Raw genomic sequence first — 22,544 nt, 5'->3', positions numbered from 1 at the left:
GTTTCGATCGCGATCATGTTAACTTCCGTCCATCGTTCAGCCTGGCGGGCCGCGTGACGAGACGCACCCGCATGCCCACTCCATGCGACATATCCTCCTCGGCTGGCTGCTCGCCGCCGTCGTCTCGGCCGCCCACGCGGCCGCTCCCGCACCGGCCGCCGCGTCGGCCGCCTCCGGCGCCGCGCCCGCGCTGACGCCACAAGAGGCGCGGCAGGCACTGAATGTGCTCGAAAACCCGCGCGAGCGTGCGCAGGTCGAAACGACGCTGCGCGCGATCGCGGCCGTCGGCGCGTTGAGCGCGCCCGCCGTGCCGGCAAGCGCAGCGCCCGCGGCCAGCGGCGCATCGGCTGCCGCGGCGCCGGCCGCGCTCACGTCGAACGGGCTTGCATCGATGCTCGTCCGCCAGGGATCGCGCTGGGCCGCGCAGATCGGCCACGCGCTGCAGGAATCGCTGCGCTCGCTGCTCGATATCGGTTCGGTGGGAAGCTGGTGGCACGACACGCTCGTGCGCGCCGACGAGCGTGCGAATCTGACTCGCACGCTCGGCATCCTCTTCGCGGTGCTGCTGCCTGCGCTCGTCGTCGAATGGCTCGCGAAGCGGCTGCTGCGACGCGCACTGGCCGCGGTGGCCGCGCGCCGCGCCGTGCCCGACTCCGCCGCATCGGACGGGGACCACGCGCCGCCGCCCGATGCTTCCCCTCCGCCCGACGCCGCAGCCGCGGACACGGCCCCGTCGCCCTCGCAAAGCCAAGGCCACGCACGCCGGCACACCACGCTGCTGCACCGGATGCCGCGCGCACTCGTCAGTCTCGCGCTGCGCGCGGTGCCGCTGCTCGTGTTCGTCGGCGTTGCGAGCCTGACGATGTCGTTGCTCGTCGAAGCCGACACGCCGATCGAGTCCGCGCTCGAAGCGTTGATCGACACCTACGTGATCTGCCGGCTCGTCACGATCGTCAGCCGGCTGTTCTTCCAGCCCGACGCGCGGCAGCTGCGGCTGCTGCATATCAGCGACGCATGGGCCGCGTTCGCGCAACGCTCGATCGCGCGGATCGTGATCGTGGTCGGCGCATGCACGGCGGCCGTCGAGATCGCCGCGAACTTCGGCCTGACCGAAGCCGGCCATGTCGCGCTGCTGAAGGCCGTCGCGCTCGTCGGGCACGTGATGATCTCGGTGTTGATCCTGCAGTGCCGCCGACCGGTCGCGGCACGCATCCGTGCCGCCGGCGCGGATCGTCCGACCTTCACCGTCGTCGGCAACGCGCTCGCGGACGCGTGGGCGCCCGTGTCGGTCTTCATCGTGATGGCGCTGTGGTTCGTGTGGGCGCTCGACGTCCACAACGGCTACCGCGTGCTGATCGCGCTCGGCGGCCGCTCGATCGCCGTGATGATCGCGATGCGGATGGTGTCGATCGTCGTGTTCGGCGCGCTCGCGCGGCTGTTCCAGCGCCGCGAGGACGACCGCACGCTCGTTCATCTGCACGCGTACCGCTACTACCCGCTGCTGCGCCAGATCGTGTCTGGCGCGATCGGCGTCGTGACCGTCGTGCTGCTGCTGCAGATCTGGGGCGTGCCGATCTTCCGCGCATTCGGGACGGGCACGATCGGCCATCGGCTCGCGTCCGCGCTGGTGACGATCGCGATCGCGGCGATCGTCGCGCTCGTCGTGTGGGAAGCAGCCAACATCGCGATCGAGCGCCGGCTGCAACGCTGGACGCGCGAAGGCAACCTGGTGCGCGCCGCGCGGCTGCGCACGCTGCTGCCGATGCTGCGCTCGCTGCTGTTCGTGATGATCGCGCTCGTCGTCGTGCTGACGGGCCTCAGCGAACTCGGCGTGAACGTCGGCCCGCTGCTGGCCGGCGCCAGCATCTTCGGCGTCGCGCTCGGTTTCGGCTCGCAGAAGCTCGTGCAGGACTTCATCACCGGGATCTTCCTGCTGATGGAAAACGCGATGCAGGTCGGCGACTGGGTCACGCTCGCCGGCGTGTCGGGGACGGTCGAATACCTGTCGATCCGCACCGTTCGGCTGCGAGCGGGCGACGGGTCGCTGTACACGATCCCGTTCAGCTCGGTGACGACCGTCAACAACACGAATCGCGGGCTCGGCAATGCGGCCGTCAAGGTCAGCATCGCGTATGGCGAGGACATCGAGCGCGCGATCGCGACGCTGAAGGAAATCGGCGCCGCGTTGCGCGACGATCCGAAGTACCACGACGGCATCCTGTCGGACTTCAGCTACTGGGGCATCGATCAGGTCGACGGCGCGGCGCTCGCACTGGCCGGACAGATCCAGTGCACGGATTCGGCGCGCTGGAGCGTGCAGCGGGAATTCAACCGGCGGATCGCGGAGACGTTCCGCGAACGCGGGATCCGGATCGCCAATCCGCAGCGCAGCGTCGTCGCCTATGCGGACGGATCGCGGCCGGTCGACAACGATGAAGACGGCCCGCGCCCCGACCCGCGGAATACCGCCGAGATGGCAGCCCGGCCGCCGTCGCCCGACGCAGCGGAGCGCAAGCCGGGTTGATCGCGATCGCCCGGGGCCGGTGACCGGCGGCGCTCAACGCGCGGCGGGCTTCTTCACGCGCGCCGTGCTTTTCGCGGCGGGCGGTGCGGCCCCCGGCTTCGCCGCACGTCGTTTCGTCGCGGCACCTTGCCCGCGCTTCGCAGCGGTTTCCGGACCGGCGGCACCCGCATCGCGCTGCGCATGCCATTGTTCGAGCAGCACGCGCGTCTGGTCCGCAATCGTATCGGTCACCAGCGCCGCGCGTTCGCCCTCGAACGCGTCCCATTCGAGCAACTGCAGCGCCGAACGCTGCGCGATGTGGAACACCGTGATCTGCCCGAACAGGCTCAGCGCGCGCAACCGCGTGACGGGGTCGTCGGCCGGCCGCCCGGAAATGCGGCCAATCAACTCGGCGCTCACGTCGTTCAGCGGCTTGCGCATGCGCTTCATCAGGATTTCGCTCGCGCTCGCCGGTTCCTGGCCGCCCTGCTCGCGCGCGAAGAACATCCGCTGGTTCATCGTCTTCGGCGCAGTGAACATCCGGTCCGACAGCGCCCGCAGCAGCCCGATGAACGCATCGATCAGCGCATCCACGCTCGCATGGGCGTCAAGCATCGCCCGCGCATGGCCGACCGCCGGCGCGAACACCTGCCAGCCGTGCTCGGCGATCGTCTCGACGCACGCGCGGTACACGCCTTCCTTGTTCTCGAAGTAGTACTGGAGCGCCGGCGCGTTCACGCCCGCCATCGCGGCGATCTCGCGCGTCGACGCGCCCGCGAACCCGCGTTCGCCGAACAGTTCGATCGCCGCCTCGATGATCCGCTGGCGCGTTTCGTCGCCGCGCGCGTAGCCGCCCGCCGACGTGCGGCGCAGCTTCTTCGCTTCGTTCATGGCTTCCTCGTCATTCGCTCGGTCGACATTCTACTTGACACAATTTTATCAACTGGAATAATTCTTCCACTTGGAATAAATTGGATCCCGCATGTCGACGCCACAAGACCCGCCACAGAAAGCAGATCGTCAGGAAAACGGAACAATGCCGCGCAACGGCGGAACGAGGCGGCGCATCCTGCTCGCGGTCGCCGTGCTCGCGGCCGTCGGCGGCGCGGTGTGGCTCGGCCGCTGGTGGACGGTCGGCCGCTTCATCGAAAGCACCAACGATGCGTATCTGCAGGCGGACAGCATGACCGCCGCGCCGAAGGTCGCCGGCTACGTGACCGACGTCTACGTGCGCGACAACCAGCCCGTCAAGGCCGGCGATCCGCTCGTTCGGCTCGATGTCCGCCAGTACCAGGTGGCGCTCGCGCAAGCGCAGGCGACCGTCGACGCCCGTCGCGCCGATATCGCGCGCGCCGAAGCCGACATCAGCCAGCAGCGCGCGAATCTCGAACAAGCCGACGCGCAGGCGAAGGTATCGCGCATCAACGCCCAGCACGCGAGCGACGAGTACGCGCGCTATGCGCCGCTCGCGGCGACCGGCGCCGAAACGCACGAACGCGTGGCCGACCTGAAGAGCACGCGCGACCAGGCGGCGGCGACGCTCGCCGCGAACAACGCGTCGATCGCCGCCGCCCGCACGCAGATCGCGTCGTTCACCGCGCAACTCCAGCAGGCGCGCGCGCAGCTCGAGGCCGCGCAGGCCAGCGCCGCGCAGGCGCAGCTCGACCTCGACAACACGATCGTGCGCAGCACGCTCGCGGGCCGCGTCGGCGATCGCACGGTGCGCGTCGGGCAATACGTGCAGCCCGGCACGCGCCTGCTGACCGTCGTGCCGGTCGATTCGATCTATCTCGTCGCGAATTTCAAGGAAACGCAGATCGGCAACATGCGCATCGGCCAACCCGTCGAGCTGCATGTCGACGCGCTGCCGGACGGCCCGCTGTCCGGCGTCGTCGACAGCTTCGCGCCCGGCACCGGCGCGCAGTTCGCGCTGCTGCCGCCCGAGAACGCGACCGGCAACTTCACGAAGATCGTCCAGCGCGTGCCGGTGCGCATTCGCCTGGCCGCGAACGCCCGCGCGCAACGCATGCTGTTGCCCGGGCTGTCGGTGACGGTCGACGTCGATACGCGCTCGGCGCGCGACGAGCAGCATCATGGCTGATACGCCCGCCACGATCCCCATGCCGCCGCACGAAGGCCGCGCGAGCGTGACCGACTGGATCGCGGTCGCGGCCGGCGCGCTCGGCGCACTGATGGCGACGCTCGACATCTCGATCACGAATTCCGCGCTGCCGCAGATCCAGGGCGAAATCGGCGCGACCGGCACCGAAGGCACGTGGATCTCGACCGGCTACCTGATGTCGGAAATCGTGATGATCCCGCTTGCGGCCTGGCTCACACGCGTGTTCGGGCTACGCAATTTCCTGCTGACGAACTCCGCGCTGTTCATCGCGTTCTCGATGATGTGCGGCTGGTCGCATTCGCTGCCGATGATGATCGCCGGCCGGATCGGCCAGGGCTTCACCGGCGGCGCGCTGATCCCGACCGCGCAGACGATCATCCGCACGCGCCTGCCGCTGTCGCAGTTGCCGGTCGGGATGACGCTGTTCGGCCTGATCGTGCTGCTCGGGCCGCTGTTCGGCCCGGTGCTCGGCGGCTGGCTCGCGGAAAACGTGAACTGGAGCTGGTGCTTCTTCCTGAACCTGCCCGTGTGCCTGCTGCTGATGGCGCTGCTCGTGTTCGGCCTGCCGTCGGACCGCCCGCAATGGAGTGCGTTCTTCAACGCGGACTGGCTCGGCATCCTCGGCCTCGCGATCGGCCTGAGCTCGCTGACCGTCGTGCTCGAGGAGGGCCAGCGCGAACGCTGGTTCGAATCGCAGATGATCGTCACGCTGAGCGTCGTGTCGTTCGTCGGGATGGTCCTGATCGCGCTGTCGCAGCGCTTCGCCAAGCGGCCGATCATGCGGCTGTCGCTGATGCGCAACCCGCGCTACGCGAGCGTGATCGTGATCGTGTCCGCGGTCGGCGCCGGGCTGTACGGCGTGTCCTACCTGCTGCCGCAGTTCCTCGCGATCGTCGCCGGCTACAACGCGGAACAGGCCGGCGCGATCATGCTGCTGTCGGGGCTGCCGGCCTTTCTCGTGATGCCGATCCTGCCGCGCCTGCTCGGCAAGGTCGATTTCCGCATCCTCGTGATCACGGGGCTGCTGCTGTTCTGCCTGAGTTGCATGCTCGACATCAGCCTGACCGCGCAGAGCGTGGGTCACGATTTCGTGTGGTCGCAACTGATTCGCGGCCTCGCGCAGATGCTCGCGATGATGCCGCTCAACCAGGCGTCGATGGCGGCCGTCGCGCGCGAAGACTCGGGCGATGCGGCCGGGCTCTACAACATGGCGCGCAATCTCGGCGGCTCGATCGGGCTTGCGATCATCGGCACCGTGATCGACCGGCGCACGACCTTCCATACGGCCGCGCTGCGCGAATCGGTGACCGCGAACTCGCTGATCGGCCAGGATCGACTGTCGGCCTATGCGGCCAACTGGTTCGCGCACACCGGCGATCTCGCGTATTCGAACATGCGCGCGCTCGGCCAGCTCGCGCGGCAGATCCAGATCCAGGCCGTCGTCATGACCTACTCCGAAACCTTCTATCTGCTCGGCCTCGCGCTGCTCGCCTGCGTGCCGCTCGCGCTGCTGCTGAGAACGCCGCCGCGCGGCCCGCAACCGATGTCGTCCGGCCATTGACCCGTCATACGCGATGAAATCCTTCCCCCTGCCCCGCCGCCCCGCGCTCACGCTGTGCGCGGCCGCGTGCCTGCTCGCCGGCTGCACGGTCGGCCCCGACTATCGCGGCGCGCCCGCCGCGCCGGATGCGCCGACCTTCGTGCGTGCGCCGGCCACCGGCGTCGACACCGCCGCGCCGGCGCCGAGCGCCTGGTGGCACGCGTTGAACGATCGCCAGCTCGACGCGCTGATCGTTGCCGCGCTTGTATACAACCCCGATCTGCACGCCGCGCAGGCGCGCTTGCGCGCGGCACGCGCGCAGCTCTCGCAACAGCGCGCCGCGCAGACGCCGAAATCGTCGGCCACCGCCGCGGCCATCCGCATGCGCGAACCGGACATCGGCGCGCTCGGCTCGCTGCTGCCGTCGAACGGCTCGGGCCAGTCGGGCGGCACGTCGCCGTCGCTCGGCGGCTCGGGCCCGCTGCAACTCTATTCCGCGGGCTTCGACGCGACGTGGGAAATCGACCTGTTCGGCGGCACGCGCCGCGCGGTCGAAGCCGCTTCCGCGCAGGCCGAAGCGGTCGACGCCGATCTCGCCGACACGCAGGTGTCGATCGCGGCCGAAGTCGCGAATGCGTATGTCGACCTGCGCGACCAGCAGCAACGGCTCGCGTTGTCGCGACGCACCGCGCAATTGCAGCAGCAGATGCTCGAACTCACGCAGCAGCGCCGCGCGCGCGGCGTCGCGGCCGACGCGGACATCGAGCGGCTGACGACCCAGGTCGAAAACACGCGCGCGTCGTTGATCCCGCTCGATGCCCAGGTGACCGAATCGCTCGACCGGCTCGCGATCCTGACGGGCCGCGCGCCGGGCGCGCTCGACGCCGCGCTGTCGACCCCGGACGCGGCATTGCCGACGCTGCCCGGCAGCGTCGCGATCGGCGATCCGGCCACGCTGCTGAAACAGCGCCCCGACATCCGCGCGGCCGAACGCCGGCTTGCGTCGAGCAATGCGCAGATCGGCGAGCATGTCGCCGATTATTTCCCGAAGGTGACGTTGCTCGGCGATCTCGGCTTCAGCGCGACCGACCCCGGCCACCTGTTCCGCAAGCAGAATTTCACCTGGGTAGGCGCGCCATACCTGCAATGGAACATTCTCGATTTCGGACGCACGCGCGGCGCGGTGCGCGCAGCCGAAGCGTCGCGCGACGAAGCGGAAGCGAATTATCAGAAGGCCGTGCTCGGCGCGTTGCAGGACGCCAATACCGCACTGCAGCGTTACGGGCATCAGCGCGAGCATGTGGTCGCATTGACGAAGGTGCAGACGTCGGCCGTGCATTCGCGCACGCTGATGGACCAGCGCTATCGTGCGGGCGTCGCGTCGATGATCGACCTGCTCGATACGCAACGCGAAGCGCTGTCCGCGCAGCAGAACGTGATCGCCGGGCAAGCCGAACTGATCAAGGACTATGTGTCGGTACAGAAGAGCCTCGGGCTCGGATGGCAGGCAAGCGCCGGTTGACGGCGCGGCCGCAAATCATGCACGACCGATGCATCATGCTCGCCGAAACAATCCGGTAACAACTCATTGCGCGCGCAACAATACGCTTCGTTTCCTGCGCAACGAACGGGCTCGCGCCGCATCGCCCCGCGGCTATCGAAAACATATCGAATATCAATTAGCCAATCGTCTGACGATCTCTTCTAATTCAGTCGGCTTCCCCACCACCGATCGGATTCAAGGAGTTCCATCGTCATGTCCTCATCTTCCCCTCGCGTGCTGCGGCACGCAGTCGCCGCGATCTGCGTCGCGCTCTCCGCCTCTCCGTACGCCGCCGAACTCACGCGCGATACCGGCGCGCCGGTCGGCGACAACCAGAATTCGCAGACGGCCGGCCCCGCCGGCCCGGTGCTGCTGCAGGACTCCGCGCTCATCGAGAAACTGCAGCGCTTCGATCGCGAACGCATTCCGGAACGCGTCGTGCATGCGCGCGGCACCGGCGCCTTCGGCGAGTTCGTGCCGAGCGCCGACATCTCCGACCTGACGAAAGCGAAAGTCTTCACGCCGGGCACCCGCACGCCGGTGTTCGTGCGCTTCTCCACCGTGATGGGCTATCGCGGCTCGCCGGAGCAGGCGCGCGACCCGCGCGGCTTCGCGGTGAAGTTCTATACGCAGCAGGGCAACTGGGACATGGTCGGCATCAATTGGCCGGTGTTCTTCATTCGCGACGGCATCAAGTTTCCCGACTTCGTGCACGCGAACAAACCGAGCGCCGTGACCGGCGTGCAGGACCCGAACCTCGCGTTCGACTTCTTCGCGCACACGCCCGAAGCGACCCACATGCTGACGCGACTGTACACGGACGAAGGCATGCCCGATTCGTATCGCCACATGGACGGCTTCGCGGTGCATGCGTTCAAGTTCGTCAATGCGCAAGGCGACGTGCACTACGTGAAGTTCCACTGGAAGAGCCAGCAAGGCGTGCACGGCCTGCGCCCGCAAGAAATCGCCGCATCGATCGGCCGCGACTGGAACCTGATGACGAACGACCTGTACGGCGCACTGAAACAGGGCGATTTCCCGAAGTGGGACCTGTACGTGCAGGTGCTCACGCCGAAGGACCTGAACCGTTTCGACTTCGACGCGCTCGACGACACGAAGGTGTGGACCGGCGTACCTGAACGCAAGATCGGCACGATGACGCTCAACCGCGTGCCCGACAACTACTTCCAGTCGACCGAGGAATCGGCGTTCGCGCCGTCGCGGCTCGTGCCGGGGATCGAGCCGTCCGAAGACCGGATGCTGCAGGATCGCCTGTTCGCATACGCCGACACGCAGCTGTACCGGCTCGGCGCGAACTACATGGATCTGCCGATCAACCGCCCGGTCGTGCCGGTCGTCAACAACAACCAGGACGGCGCGATGAATGCCGGCAGCCGCAAGGGTGAGGTGAATTACGAGCCGTCGACGCTGAACGAACTCGCGCAGGATCCTCAGTACAAGTCGGTCCGCATGGCGCTCAGCGGCACGACGCAGCAGGAGGCGATCCGCAAGAAGCTGCCGTTCCGTCAGGCGGGCGAGTACTACCGCAGCCTGTCGCCGCAGGACAAGGACGACCTCGTCACCGCGCTGTCCGGCGACCTCGGCCAGGTGAAGAACGCGCAGAACCAGTACGCGATGCTGTCGTACTTCTACAAGGCCGACGCGGACTACGGCACGCGCCTCGCCCAGGCCGTTCACGCGAACGTCCAGCAAGTGCAGTCGCTCGCGGCGAAGCTGAACGACAACTGATCTCGCGACACCGGTCGCCGCCGACGTGTGCGCTCCCGCCGCGCACGTCGGCCCGATCCTTTCATCTGGACTTCCCCCATGCGATCCGAACGCTTCACCCACGCGATTCGCGCGGCCGCGGCGGCGCTCGCGCTGACCGCACTCGCCGGCTGCGCGCACCTGCCCGACCGGCCGGCGTACGGCAAGGCCGACCCTGCCGCGCTGCGCCGCTATGACGACGACTGGTTCGACGCCGCGCGCGTCGGCCGCGTCGATATCCTTCGCGCGTTGCACGACGCCGGCTATCCGGTCGACGCGACCGACAGCCACGGCTATACGGCCGTGATCCTCGCGTCGTACGACGGCCAGCCCGCGGCGCTCGAGTACCTGTTGTCGGCCGGCGCCGATGCGTGCGTCGGCGATCGTCACGGCAACACCGCGCTGATGGGCGCGCTGTTCAGGAACGAGCCCGACATCGCGCGGCGCCTGATCGACACGCGCTGCCCGATCGACCAGACGAACGGCGCCGGCGAAACCGCGCTGGGGTTCGCGACGCTGTTCAACCGCTTCGAGCTGATTCCGCTGCTCGTCGCGCATGGCGCGAATCCGAACCACGTCGACCGGCGCGGCCAGTCGCTGCTTCAGCTCGCGCTGACGCACGACAATACGTATGCCGCGGACGCACTGCGGGATGCCGGCGCAAAACAGTAGCGCGGCTACGCGTCAAATGGCGCGCCCCATTCGCTGACCCGATCCGCGTCGCCATCGCGCGATGCCGGCGCCGCGTCGCACCCGTCGTGCGCCAAGCGGCCCCGTCATGGCCAGCCAGCGCAGACGCGCCGCCTCGTCGGGCAGTTCGCCCAGCGACCCTGCCGGCTCGATCTTCAAACACCGGCGCGGGCCCACGCGCGCATCGAGCCGAAACACCGCGCGTGACACCGCGCCGCGCCCCTTGCTGCGGCTCCCCCTCCTTTCGCCGCCTCCATCGAATCTCCATCTTTCCGCATAAAAGCCGCCAACTAATCCAAGCAAACTCCGCTCCGTCAAAGCAGGCCGTGGGCTGCCTGCGCTTCCTGGAGTTGCTATGAACAATCAGAAACGATGCTGCCACGGCGCCGTATGCGCGCTGGTGGCGGCCATGCTGGCCGGTTGCGGGCCGTCCGGGCAGCAGGCCGCCGCACCGGCCACCCCGGTCGCGGCCATGACCGTGGCCGCCACGCGCGTCGACGTGGCCGAAGATCTGCCGGGCCGCGTCGCGGCCGTGCGGGTGGCCGAGATCCGGCCGCAGGTGAGCGGCATCGTGCAGCGCCGGCTGTTCGAACAAGGCACCGAAGTGCGCGCTGGCCAGTCGCTGTTCCAGATCAATCCGGCGCCGTTCAAGGCCGAGATGGACACGGCCGCCGCGTCGCTGCAGCGGGCGCAGGCCGCACTCGAACGCGCGAAGGTGCAGACCGCACGCTTCAAGCCGCTCGTCGAGGCCGATGCGATCAGCCGCCAGGTATACGACGACGCCGTGTCGCAGCGCGACCAGGCCGCGGCCGACGTCGCACAGGCTCGCGCGACGCTCGCGCGCCGCCAGCTGGACCTGAAGTTCGCGACCGTGGAAGCGCCGATCGCCGGCCGCATCGACCAGGCGCTCGTGACGGAAGGCGCGCTGGTATCGAGCAGCGACAGCCAGCCGATGGCGCGCATCCAGCAGATCGACCAGGTGTACGTGGACGTGCGCCAGCCGGCCGCGTCGCTCGAAGCGCTGCGCGGCGCGCTCGCGTCGCAACCGCAAGCGTCGGACAGCAACAGCCTGCCGGTCGACGTGCTGCGCGACGACGACACGCGCTACGACGTGAAGGGCCGCATGCTGTTCTCGGGCGTCAACGTCGATCCGGGCACCGGCGACGTGTTGCTGCGCGTGCTGGTCGACAACCCGAAGCGCCAGTTGCTGCCGGGCATGTACGTGCGGGCCCGGATTCCGCGCGCGCACTACGCGAACGCGGTGATGGTGCCGCAACAGGCCGTCGTGCGCGCCGGCGGCAAGCCGCAGGTGTGGGTGCTCGACGCAAAGGGCACCGCGCACCTGAAGGCCGTCGAAGTCGGCGAGCTCGCGAATCGCAGCTACCGCATCAAGTCGGGCCTGCAGGCCGGCCAGAAGATCGTCGTCGAAGGCATGGAACGCCTGACCGACGGCGCGCCGGCCGCCGCGACCGACTGGAAGTCGCCTGACGCGCCCGCCACCGCGTCCGCGCACTGAGTCACGAGGAGCCTCCAGCCATGGCTGAATTCTTTATCCGACGCCCGGTGTTTGCGTGGGTAATCGCGCTCTTCATCATCCTGACGGGGCTGATCGCGATCCCGCAACTGCCGGTCGCGCGCTATCCGTCGGTCGCGCCGCCGTCCGTCACGATCACCGCAACCTATCCCGGCGCCACGCCCCAGACGATGAACGACGGCGTGCTGAGCCTCATCGAGCGCGAACTGTCCGGCGTCAAGAACCTGCTGTACTTCGAATCGTCGGCCGACACGTCCGGCGGCGCGCAGATCACCGTCACGTTCAAGCCCGGCACCCATCCGGAGATGGCGCAGGTCGACGTGCAGAACAAGATCAAGTCGATCGAGCCGCGCCTGCCTGCCGCGGTGCGCCAGAACGGGCTGATCGTCGAATCCGCGTCGTCCGGCTTCCTGATGCTGATCGGCCTGCGCTCCGACAACGGCCGCTTCGACGAAGGCGCGCTCGCCGACTACATGGCGCGCAGCGTGTCCGAAGAGTTGCGGCGCATCGACGGCGTCGGGCGTGTGCTGCACTTCGGCTCCGAGCGCGCGATGCGCATCTGGGTCGATCCGCAGAAGCTGATCAACTTCGGCCTGTCGATGAACGACCTGACGACCGCGATCGGCCAGCAGAACGTGCAGATCGCGCCGGGCAGCCTCGGCGCGCTGCCCGCGCTGCCGGGCCAGCGCGTGACCGTTCCGCTGACCGCGCAGGGTCAGCTCACGACGCCGGAGGAATTCGCGAAGGTCGTGCTGCGCGCGAACGCGGACGGCTCGAGGGTCGTGCTCGGCGACGTCGCGCGCGTCGAGCTCGGCTCGCAGAACTACATGTTCGTGAGCCGCGAGAACAGCAAGCCGGCCACCCTCGCCGGCGTGCAGCTCGCGCCGGGCGCCAATGCGGTGAAGACCGCGGACGCGATCCGCACGCGCATGGCCGAACTGAGCAAGTCGATGCCGTCGGGCATGAGCTATTCGATCCCGCTCGACACGTCGCCGTTCGTGAAGATCTCGATCGAGAAGGTGCTGGCCACGCTGTTCGAGGCGATGGTGCTCGTGTTCCTCGTGATGTACCTGTTCCTGCAGAACGTGCGCTATACGTTGATCCCGGCCATCGTCGCGCCGGTCGCGATGCTCGGCACCTTTGCGGTGATGCTGCTGACCGGCTTCTCGATCAACGTGCTGACGATGTTCGGCATGGTGCTCGCGATCGGCATCATCGTCGACGATGCGATCGTCGTCGTCGAGAACGTCGAGCGTCTGATGGCCGAGGAAGGGTTGTCGCCGAAGGACGCGACGTCCAAGGCGATGAAGGAAATCACCGGCGCGATCATCGGCATCACGCTGGTGCTGACCGCGGTATTCCTGCCGATGGCGATGGCGAGCGGCTCGGTCGGCGTGATCTACAAGCAGTTCACGCTGTCGATGGCCGTGTCGATCCTGTTCTCCGCGCTGCTGGCGCTGACGCTCACGCCGGCCCTGTGCGCGACGATGCTCAAGCCGCTCGCACCGGGCCATCACGAGAAGCGCGGCTTCTTCGGCTGGTTCAACCGCCGCTTCGACCGCCTGACGACCTGGTACGAGACGCGCGTCGGCCGCCTGGTCGGCCGCACCGGCCGCGTGATGCTCGTGTTCGTCGCGATCGCGGGCGCGCTGGTGTTCGGTTTCCGCAGCCTGCCGTCCTCGTTCCTGCCGGACGAGGACCAGGGCTACTTCATCACCAGCTTTCTGCTGCCCGCGGACGCTACCGCCGAGCGCACGCATGACGTGGTCAACACGCTGGAGAAGCATCTTGCTTCGCGTCCGGCAATCCAGTCGAGCATTTCCGTGATCGGCTACGGCTTCTCGGGCCAGGGTCCGAACGCGGCGATCAACTGGTCCGTGATGAAGGACTGGAAGAACCGCGGCGGCGCGTCGACGCTCGAGGAAGGCATGCTCGCGCAGCAGGCGATGGCCGGCGTGACCGAAGGCACGGTGATGAGCCTGCTGCCGCCCGCGATCGACGAACTCGGCAACAGCTCGGGCTTCTCGATGCGCCTGGAAGACCGCGCGAACCAGGGCACGGCCGCGCTCAAGGCAGCGGAAGTCAAGCTGCTCGAACTCGCCGCGCAAAGCAAGGTCGTGACCGGCGTGTACCCGGACAGCTTGCCGGCCGGCACGAGCATTCGCCTCGAGATCGACCGCGCGAAGGCGCAGGCGCTCGGCGTGTCGTTCACGACGCTCAGCGACACGCTGTCGACCGCGATGGGCTCGACCTACGTGAACGACTTCCCGAACGCCGGCCGCATGCAGCAGGTGATCATCCAGGCCGACGCGCCGGCGCGCATGCAGATCGACAACGTGATGAAGCTGTACGTGCGCAACGCGGCTGGCGGCATGGTGCCGCTGTCCGAAGTGGTGCGCCCGGTGTGGGCCGACACGCCGCTGCAGATGGTGCGCTTCAAGGGCTATCCGTCCGCGCGGATCTCGGGCACCGCGGCCCCCGGCCAGTCGAGCGGCGCGGCGATGGCCGAGATGGAACGGCTCGCTGCGCAACTGCCGCCGGGCTTCGCGGTCGAGTGGACCGGCCAGTCGCTGCAGGAACGCCAGTCGGCGTCGCAGGCGACGATGCTGATGGCGCTGTCGATGATCGTCGTGTTCCTGGTACTCGCCGCGCTGTACGAAAGCTGGTCGATTCCGCTGTCGGTGATGCTGGTGGTGCCGCTCGGCCTGATCGGCGCGATCGGCGCGGTGCTGCTGCGCGGCTTGCCGAACGACGTGTTCTTCAAGGTCGGGATGATCACGGTGATCGGCCTGTCCGCGAAAAACGCGATCCTGATCGTCGAGTTCGCGAAACAGTTGCGCGAGGAAGGCAACGGGTTGATCGAGGCAGCCGTGCAGGCGTCGAAGCTGCGCCTGCGCCCGATCCTGATGACCTCGCTCGCGTTCGGCCTCGGCGTCGTGCCGCTGATGATCGCGACCGGCGCCAGCGCCGAGACCCAGCACGCGATCGGCACCGGCGTGTTCGGCGGCATGGTGACCGCGACGGTCCTGGCCATTTTCTTCGTCCCTGTTTTCTTTGTGTTCGTGACGAGCATCCAGGAGCGCATCGGCGCATGGCGGGCTTCCCGCAAGCAGCCGGCCGCCCCGACTCACGGACAGGAAGGTTGATGCCATGCGATCGCTTATTCTTCCCTTCGTCCTCGCGCTGTCGGCGTGCTCGCTGGCACCGACGCTGGTCAAACCCTCGATGCCGGTGCCGACGGCCTACACCGCCGCCGCTGCCGCCGACCGCGACGCGAACGCCGCCGACCTCGGCTGGCGCACGATGTTCGGCGACCGCCGCCTGCAGCGCCTGATCGAGCTCGCCCTCGACAACAACCGCGACCTGCGCGTGGCGGCGCTGAACGTCGAGGCCGCCGAAGCGCAGTACGGCATCCAGCGCGCCGCGCATCTGCCTGCGATCGGCGCCGGCGCGAACTTCACGCGCCAGCGTACGTCGGACGACACGCAATCGAATCCGCCGTTGTTCGGCACGACGCAGAACCAGTACGGCGTGAACGTCGGCATCAGCGCGTTCGAGATCGACCTGTTCGGCCGCGTGAAGTCGCAGTCGGATGCCGCGTTCGCGCGCTACCTCGCGACCGATCACGGCCGCCGCGCGGTGCAGATCTCGCTCGTCGGCGGCGTGGCGGACGCGTACTTCGCGGAACGCCTCGCGCACGAGCAACGCCAGTTGTCCGAGCGCACGCTCGCCGATTGGCGGCAGTCGCTCGATCTCGCGCGCCGCCTGAAGGAAGCGCATCAGGCGAGCGGCGTCGACATCGCGCAGGCCGAAGGCCAGGTCGCGAGCGCGACGGCCGATCTCGAAGCACGCACGCGCGCCGTCGAGCAGGCGCGCAACGCGCTGCGCCTGCTGGTTGGCGCCGAGCTTCCGAAGGATCTGCCCGAGCCGCTGCCGCTGCAGCAGCAACCGGTGATGACGCAACTGCCGGCCGGCCTGCCGTCCGAACTGCTGTTCCGTCGCCCGGATATCCAGCAGGCCGAACAAAATCTCGTCGCCGCGAATGCGGACATCGGCGCCGCGCGCGCCGCGTTCTTTCCGCGCCTGTCGCTGACGTCGTCGATCGGCTTCCTCAGCCCCGCGATGGGCAGCCTGTTCGACGGCGGCCAGCGCGTGTGGAGCTTCGCGCCGCAGGTCACGGTGCCGATCTTCCAGGGCGGGCGGCTGCGCGCCGAGCTGCGTCTCGCGGAAGTGCGCAAGTCCAGCGCGGTCGCCGAATACGAACGCGCGATCCAAGCCGCGTTCCGCGAAGTGGCCGACGGCATCGCCGGACGCGAAACCTTCGGCCGCCAGATCGACGCGCAGACGCGCGTGGTCGGCTCGGCCGAACGCCGCACCGGCCTGTCGAACCTGCGCTATCGCGCGGGGGTCGAGGGGCGGCTGGAGTTGCTCGATTCGCAGCGGCAGCTCTATGCGGCACGGCAGGCGTTGCTCGACCTGCGCCGCAGCGAGCTCGGCAACGCCGTTGCGCTGTACAAGGCGCTCGGCGGCGGCCTGACGGACCAGGACGTCGCACCGTCGACGCGCGTGGCGCAGAACTGAACGAACGGCGCCGTTTCGTCCTCCGCGGCAGCGTGGCGGAACGGCGCGCCCCGCGCCCGGCAACGGGCCGCCCCGATGGTTCGACATCGCACGGCACACTCCATGACGAATTCCCTGATACTGATTGCAGAAGACGAGCCCGACATCTCGGACATCCTCGATGCGTACCTGAAGCGCGACGGCTTTCGCACCTACCGCGTCGTCGACGGCCGAGCGGTGCTCGACATGCAGCCGCACCTGAAGCCCGACCTGATCCTGCTCGACGTGAAGATGCCGCATAAAAACGGCTGGGACGTGCTCGCCGAGCTGCGACGGCGCGACAACACGCCTGTCGTCGTCGTCACCGCGTTCGACCGCGAGCTCGACCGGCTGCAGGCGCTGCACGCCGGCGCGGACGACTACATCGTCAAGCCGTTCAACCCGGCCGAGGTCGTCGCGCGGCTGCGCGCGATCCTGCGCCGGTCCACCGCGCCGCCGAGCTTGCGCGTGCTGCGCGTCGGCGACCTGGAGATCGACACCGACAGCTATCTGGCCCGCGTCCGCACGGCGGGCGCCGAGGTGCCGATCACGCTGACGCTGACGGAGTTCCGGCTGCTCGCGCACATGGCGAGATCGCCGAGCCGCGTGTTTACGCGCGGCGAGTTGCTCGATGCATGCATGGCCGACGTGAGCGCGCTGGAGCGCACGGTCGACAGCCACATCTGCAGGCTGCGCAAGAAACTCGAACAGGCCGGCGCACCGGGCATGCCGGAAGTGATGCGCGGCGTCGGCTACCGGCTGCGAGGCGTGCGGTGACGCTGTCGGCACGGCCCGGCCGGCAAACTCGGGCGGACGATCGGCCTCGTCGCGATCGTCGCCGTGCTGCTCGCCTGCATCGCCGCGTTCTTCATCTACGCACTGCATGCGCCGGCCGCGTTGCCGCATGACGCGACCGGCGCGATGTTCCGCAGTGCGTCCACTTACCTGGTGCTCGCGACGGCGCTGTTCGTCTGCCAGCTGGCCGCCGCGTTCGAACTCGTCACGTTGATCCGCCGCATGCTCGCGATGCTCGACGCGATGGCGGATACCGCCGGCCGGATCGTCGCCGCCAGCAGTCGCGTCACGCACACCCAGCTCGCTGAACTCGAAACCGGGCTCGACGCCATCAAGGTGTTCGCCACCGATGCGGACGTTGCCTCTCACGACTGCTTCAGCATGTCGACGCACTGTTCCGGTTCGTCGAAGATCTTCAGGCAGCCGAACGACAGGCGCCGGCGATTCGAACATTTCCTCGATAACGAACGGCCGTTTCAACACGCATCGGAAAGGATCGGCGAGTCGCTTTCGGCATTACCTGCTTTACCGGTTTCGAACATTACAAAATGCCGCCGATCTTTCAAAATCATTGCATCTTATTCGATTTAATTTTGTTTCATATAATCAGAAAAAGTTTGACACCGCGCTTTCGTTCTTGATACCGTCCGATGCAAGCAATCCGACGGATTGCCCGCCACGCAATCGATTCCGCTCTACGTTTTTCGCTTCCGCTGCACCGAAGTACGCGTCGCCGAATGATTCGTTCGTCCGCCGGCGCGTGCAGTATCCCGATGCATTTCACTGGACGGCTGCCATCCGGCAGCGGGCCGAAGGACCGAATCAAATGAGCAGGACAACGAAGCTGTTGCTCTAGCAATCCCGCCCGCGCCGACTCCGGCGCGACTGCCCCGCCCTGCGGCGCAGCCTTCCCGTTACCGCGTTTTCCGTATTTCGCCCCCGGAGAAAAACCGCTTTCCGGATCGGGCGAAGGGCCCTGTCGCGTCCGTGCCATCCGCCCGCATGCGACAGAAAACGGCGGTGCATGACCCGCACCGCTGTCGACCGTTGTTGTTCGTGCCGTTCGTTGTTCAACCGGAGGGGTAATTCAAATGAATCAGGTTGCAAACAAGAAACAAAAGCACATTCGCGCCGTCAATCTCGCACTCGCCGCCGCGGCCGCCGCCGTTTCGTTCGGCATGGCTGCCGCCCATGCCGCGCCTGCGGCCGGCTGGACGGAAACGCGCACCAAAGGGTTCCTGCCGCTCGTGCAGCAGAACGAAGCCGGCACGGCCGGCGCGCCCGCCGCAAGCACGGCAGCCGCTGCCGCGTCGGCCGTCGACATGGCGCCCGGCGAATCGGTGGACATCGTGCTCGGGCTGAACCTGCGCAACGAAGCCCAGCTCGACCAGTACCTGCGCGACCTGCACACGCCCGGCTCGCCGCACTACCGGCAGTTCCTCACGCCTGCGCAATTCGCCGCGCAATACGCACCGACCGACCAGCAGGTCGCGTCCGTCGTCGCCCACCTGCGCAAGGCCGGCTTCGTGAATATCGTGGTCGCGCCGAACCGGCTGCTGGTCTCCGCGTCCGGCACCGCGGGGACCGTCCAGTCCGCATTCCGCACGACCCTCAAGCGCTTCACGCGCAACGGCCGCAGCGTCTATGCGAACACCGACGCCGCGCAAGTGCCGAACGCGATCGGCAACGTCGTCGGCGCGGTGCTCGGCCTGCAGAACGTCGAACTGATGCATACGGGCGCGGGCAGCAAGCCGCAAGGCGATACCAGCAACCTGACGATCCCGGCCGGCGCGTCGGCGGTGCCGCACAACCCGACCGAGTTCTCGTCGATCTACGGCGGCGACGGCACGCCGACGGCCTCGCAAACCACGGTCGGCATCATCTCCGAAGGCGACCTGTCGCAGACGGTGAGCGACCTCAATACGTTCGCCGCGAACAACGGCCTCGGCACGATCAACAGCAGCATCGTGAAGACGGGCCCGGCCGGCAGTTCGTACACCGACACCGACGGCACCGTCGAGTGGAACCTCGACAGCCAGTCGATCGTCGGCACGGCTGGCGGCAGCGTGAAGCAGGTCGTGTTCTACGTCGCGCCGTCGATGACGCTCACCGCGATCACGGCCGCGTACAACAAGGCCGTGACCGACAACGTCGCGAAAGTGATCAACGTATCGCTCGGCGTATGCGAGTCGTCCGCGTACAGCACCGGCTCGCAGGCAACCGACGACACCATCTTCAAGCAGGCGGTCGCGCAAGGGCAGACCTTCTCGGTTTCCGCCGGCGATCACGGCGCGTACGAATGCGCGAGCGGCAAGCCGTCGCGCTCGACCTACACGGTGAGCGAGCCGGCCACGTCGCCGTACGTGATCGCCGTCGGCGGCACGACGCTGTTCACGAATACGTCGACCAATGCGTACAACAGCGAAATCGTCTGGAACGATCCGAGCTGGCAGTCGGGCACCGTGTGGTCGACGGGCGGCGGGTACAGCAAGTACGAAGCCGCGCCGACGTGGCAATCGTCGACTCTCACCGGATCGACCAAGCGCGCGCTGCCGGACATCGGCTTCGACGCCGATCTCCGCACGGGTGCGATTCTCGTCGTGAACGGCCAGACGTCCGACACGCTGTGGGGTTCGGGCTACCTGAACAACGAAGGCGGCACGAGCCTCGCCGCACCGATCTTCACCGGCATCTGGGCGCGGCTGCAGTCGGCCAACAACAATGCGCTCGGGTTCCCCGCGTCGAGCATCTACAAGTACTTCCCGACCAACGCGGCGCTGCTGCACGACGTCACGTCCGGCAACAACGGCAGCGGCACCTACGGCTACAAGGCGAAGGCCGGCTGGGATGCGACGACGGGCTTCGGCAGCGTGAACATCTCGAAGTTGAACGCGTTCATCCAGAGCACGTCGGATTTCGCGCGCTGATAGGCCACTGACCGAACCGGGTGCGGGAGCGCGACGTATCGCACGCAACCGCGTCCAACAGCCCGCGAAGGCTGCGAAGCCGTCGCGGGTTTTCTGCATGCCGCGTGATCTCGCCTCCGCCGATGCGGCCCCGCCGCGCCGCACCGCACCGCTCAATCGGCCCAGTTCCGGACATAGTCCGGCATCGGCGCGTTGCCACCTGCATGAACCGGCGCGCCGCGTGTCGTCTTCAGCGGCAGGATCCCGGCCCACACCGCCAGCCCGAGATCCTCTTCCTTGTCGGACGGCAGCGAATCGCTGATTTTCACGGCCGCTTCCGCCATCGAAATCCGCAGGACGCTGGTCGCATTGATTTCCTTCGAATTGCCCGGTCGCGCTTCATGCTTGCGGCCCGGCGCGATCTTGTCCATCAACGCATCCAGCGCGGCGAGTTTTTCCACGCTGCCTTCGATCACGTCGAATTGCCCGTAGATCACCGCGGATCGATAATTCATCGAATGGTTGAAGGCGGACCTGGCCAGCACGAGACCGTCCAGCAGCGTCATCGCGACGCTAGCTTGCACGCCGGCCGACAGCGCCTTGATCATCCGGCTGCCGTTGGACCCGTGGATATAGAGCGCGTCGCCCCTCCTCCAGTGCGCGGTCGGGATGCAGTGCGTGTTCTGTCCGTCGCCGAATGCGACGTGACAGACGTACGCGTCGTCCACGACGCGGTAGAGCATCGTGCGATCGTGACACGCCAGTTCAGGCAGGCGGCGAATGGTCGTGCGCGGCGTGGAAGAGAGAGTGGTCTGGTCGCTCATATATATCTGTACTACGAAGTGAATTGCATCGGCATCGTGCCGTATCCGTATCTCAGCGCGTGGTTGCCCCGCCGATCGACAATCGCGCGCCGAATCGAGCAAAATACGCGCACATCGCAAGTCGCGCCGATCGCTCGCCATGTGCGCGAACCTGCCTGCGCCGCGAAAGCATGAACGATACGATGCGCGCCGCGTCTTCGAAAGAACCAGCACAAGGAAAATTTCTGGAACCAGCCCATGGATCTCGCGCTGCTCATCTCATCGCTTGCCAGACAGGACGGCGCGACAACGCATAGTCAGCAGGAAGCGCTCTACCGGAGCCTGCGCGACATGCTGCTGGACGGGCAGCTTCCGCCCGGCACGCGGCTCGCGTCGACGCGCGTGCTCGCGGCGGAGCTGGGCATCGCGCGCAATTCCGCGGTCTATGCGTACGAGCGCCTTGCCGAGGAAGGCTTCGTGGCGGCCACGCGCAACGGCACGATCACGCTATGGGACGGATGCCGCCGCCCGGGCGCCGGAAAGGAAGACGGCTCCGCACCGGTTCACCTGTCGGCGCGCGTGCACGGGCTGGAGAACGCCGATCCCGAGCCCGAACGCATGCTGCCGTTCGTTCCCGGTCTCCCGTCTCTCGACGAATTCCCGGTTGCCCAGTGGCGCCGCTGCATCGAGCGCGCATGGAAGACCATCACGCCCGCCCGGCTGGCGTACGGTCCGGTCGAAGGACTGCCCGAATTGCGGCGCGCGGTGGCCGCGTACATTCGCGTGTCGCGCGGCGTGCGCTGCGACATGGAGCAGGTATTCATCACCGACGGCACGCAGGGCAGCCTCGAACTGTGCGCGCGGATGCTGGCGAATCCCGGCGAATACGGCTGGCTCGAGAACCCTTGCTACAACGGCGCGAGGACCGCGTTCCGCTCGACCGGCCTGAATCCCGTGCCGATCGAGGTCGATCGCGAGGGGATGGCGCCGACCGACGCGCAGTGGCGCACCCACCCGCCCCGGCTGATCTATACGACCCCGTCGCACCAGTACCCGCTCGGCGCGCTGATGAGCCCACGGCGGCGCGCGGCGCTCATCGAACATGCCCGTGCATGCGGCGCGTGGATCCTCGAGGACGACTACGACAGCGAGTTCCGTCACGGCGGCCAGCCGCTGCCCGCGATCCAGGGTCTGCAAGCGGACGCGCCGGTATGCTATCTCGGCACGTTCAGCAAGACGATGTTCCCGGCCCTTCGGCTCGGTTTCATGGTGGTACCGCCGGTGCTGGTCGAACGCTTCACGCGCACGCTGCGCGAACTCGTCCATCGCGGTCATTCGGCCGACCAGCTGGCAATGGCGGAATTCATCGATACCGGCCTGTTTGCGCGGCACCTGCGCAGAATGCGGGCGCTTTATGCGGACCGGCGCAGGAGCCTCGAAGCGGCGCTCGCCCGCCATCTCGGCACGTCGCTGAGCGTGCGGGAAAGTCCGGGCGGCATGCATCTTTCCGCGGATCTCGCGGCGCCGCTGCACGATACCGACGTCGCGCGCACTGCCGCCGCCCATGGCTTGCTGCTGCAACCGCTGAGCAGCTACTGCATCGGCGACGGCCGCCGCGGCAACGGCCGCCGCTACAACGGTTTCGTGCTCGGCTATTCCGGGCTGAGCGACGCGACGATCGAGACAGCAGCGATGCAGTTCGCGGCCGTCATCGACGAGCACCGCCGCGCACGGCGCTGAGC

Annotated in this window: 15 protein-coding genes; 13 read left to right on the top strand and 2 right to left on the bottom strand. The window is 67.7% G+C overall.

Annotation, left to right across the window (positions count from 1 at the left end; genetic code table 11):
- Window positions 1–82: 82 nt before the first annotated feature.
- Entirely contained in the window at window positions 83–2,524 is a 2,442-nt protein-coding gene (locus tag CFB49_RS19700) for a mechanosensitive ion channel family protein (protein ID WP_089436176.1), read from the top strand.
- A 33-nt stretch (window positions 2,525–2,557) separates the two neighbouring features.
- Here the strand turns inward: CFB49_RS19700 and CFB49_RS19695 are convergent, their stop codons facing one another.
- Complete coding sequence (locus CFB49_RS19695; protein WP_069618492.1) at window positions 2,558–3,394, bottom strand: CerR family C-terminal domain-containing protein; 837 nt, start codon at window positions 3,392–3,394, stop codon at window positions 2,558–2,560.
- 91 nt (window positions 3,395–3,485) lie between these two features.
- Between CFB49_RS19695 and CFB49_RS19690 the strand changes: the two genes are divergently transcribed.
- From CFB49_RS19690 to CFB49_RS19630, 11 genes are all read left to right on the top strand, one after another.
- Window positions 3,486–4,604, top strand: a complete 1,119-nt coding sequence (locus CFB49_RS19690; protein ID WP_089436175.1) for an HlyD family secretion protein — start codon at window positions 3,486–3,488, stop codon at window positions 4,602–4,604.
- A complete protein-coding gene (locus tag CFB49_RS19685) occupies window positions 4,597–6,186 on the top strand; it encodes an MDR family MFS transporter (RefSeq protein WP_089492087.1) in 1,590 nt (529 codons plus the stop codon). The genes CFB49_RS19690 and CFB49_RS19685 overlap by 8 nt, the downstream gene beginning before the upstream one ends.
- Before the next feature lie 13 nt (window positions 6,187–6,199).
- Window positions 6,200–7,687 (top strand): efflux transporter outer membrane subunit, encoded by a 1,488-nt coding sequence (locus CFB49_RS19680; RefSeq protein WP_089492086.1) that lies wholly within the window; start codon window positions 6,200–6,202, stop codon window positions 7,685–7,687.
- A gap of 234 nt (window positions 7,688–7,921) precedes the next feature.
- Window positions 7,922–9,457, top strand: a complete 1,536-nt coding sequence (locus CFB49_RS19675) for a catalase (protein ID WP_089436172.1) — start codon at window positions 7,922–7,924, stop codon at window positions 9,455–9,457.
- A 78-nt stretch (window positions 9,458–9,535) separates the two neighbouring features.
- Window positions 9,536–10,147 carry an ankyrin repeat domain-containing protein gene (locus tag CFB49_RS19670; protein ID WP_069618497.1) on the top strand — a complete coding sequence of 204 codons (612 nt, stop codon included), beginning with the start codon at window positions 9,536–9,538 and terminating at the stop codon, window positions 10,145–10,147.
- A gap of 373 nt (window positions 10,148–10,520) precedes the next feature.
- Complete coding sequence (locus CFB49_RS19660; RefSeq protein ID WP_089492084.1) at window positions 10,521–11,681, top strand: efflux RND transporter periplasmic adaptor subunit; 1,161 nt, start codon at window positions 10,521–10,523, stop codon at window positions 11,679–11,681.
- Window positions 11,682–11,701: 20 nt separating this feature from the next.
- Window positions 11,702–14,845, top strand: coding sequence for a multidrug efflux RND transporter permease subunit (locus tag CFB49_RS19655; protein ID WP_089492083.1), 3,144 nt, complete (start codon window positions 11,702–11,704; stop codon window positions 14,843–14,845).
- A 4-nt stretch (window positions 14,846–14,849) separates the two neighbouring features.
- Complete coding sequence (locus tag CFB49_RS19650; RefSeq protein WP_089492082.1) at window positions 14,850–16,280, top strand: efflux transporter outer membrane subunit; 1,431 nt, start codon at window positions 14,850–14,852, stop codon at window positions 16,278–16,280.
- Between the two features lie 102 nt (window positions 16,281–16,382).
- Window positions 16,383–17,075, top strand: a complete 693-nt coding sequence (locus CFB49_RS19645; protein ID WP_089492081.1) for a response regulator — start codon at window positions 16,383–16,385, stop codon at window positions 17,073–17,075.
- Between the two features lie 63 nt (window positions 17,076–17,138).
- Window positions 17,139–17,684: a hypothetical protein gene (locus tag CFB49_RS19640; protein ID WP_249190506.1), complete on the top strand. Its 546-nt coding sequence runs from the start codon at window positions 17,139–17,141 to the stop codon at window positions 17,682–17,684.
- A gap of 500 nt (window positions 17,685–18,184) precedes the next feature.
- On the top strand, window positions 18,185–20,020 hold the full coding sequence (locus CFB49_RS19630) for a S53 family peptidase (protein ID WP_089492080.1): 1,836 nt from the start codon (window positions 18,185–18,187) through the stop codon (window positions 20,018–20,020).
- 152 nt (window positions 20,021–20,172) lie between these two features.
- On the opposite strand, the gene CFB49_RS19625 is transcribed toward CFB49_RS19630, so the two are convergent.
- Window positions 20,173–20,823 (bottom strand): pyridoxamine 5'-phosphate oxidase family protein, encoded by a 651-nt coding sequence (locus CFB49_RS19625; RefSeq protein WP_069618503.1) that lies wholly within the window; start codon window positions 20,821–20,823, stop codon window positions 20,173–20,175.
- A gap of 237 nt (window positions 20,824–21,060) precedes the next feature.
- Here CFB49_RS19625 and pdxR point away from each other — a divergent pair, with 237 nt between their 5' ends.
- Window positions 21,061–22,542: a MocR-like pyridoxine biosynthesis transcription factor PdxR gene (gene pdxR, locus CFB49_RS19620; RefSeq protein ID WP_069618504.1), complete on the top strand. Its 1,482-nt coding sequence runs from the start codon at window positions 21,061–21,063 to the stop codon at window positions 22,540–22,542.
- Window positions 22,543–22,544 lie beyond the last annotated feature (2 nt).

Origin of the sequence: Burkholderia sp. AU17457 (assembly GCF_002223255.1) — a bacterium.
GTDB classification, from domain to species: Bacteria; Pseudomonadota; Gammaproteobacteria; order Burkholderiales; family Burkholderiaceae; genus Burkholderia; species Burkholderia sola.
Note: the sequence above shows the minus strand (reverse complement) of the source record. Positions and strands in the feature narration are given on the sequence as shown.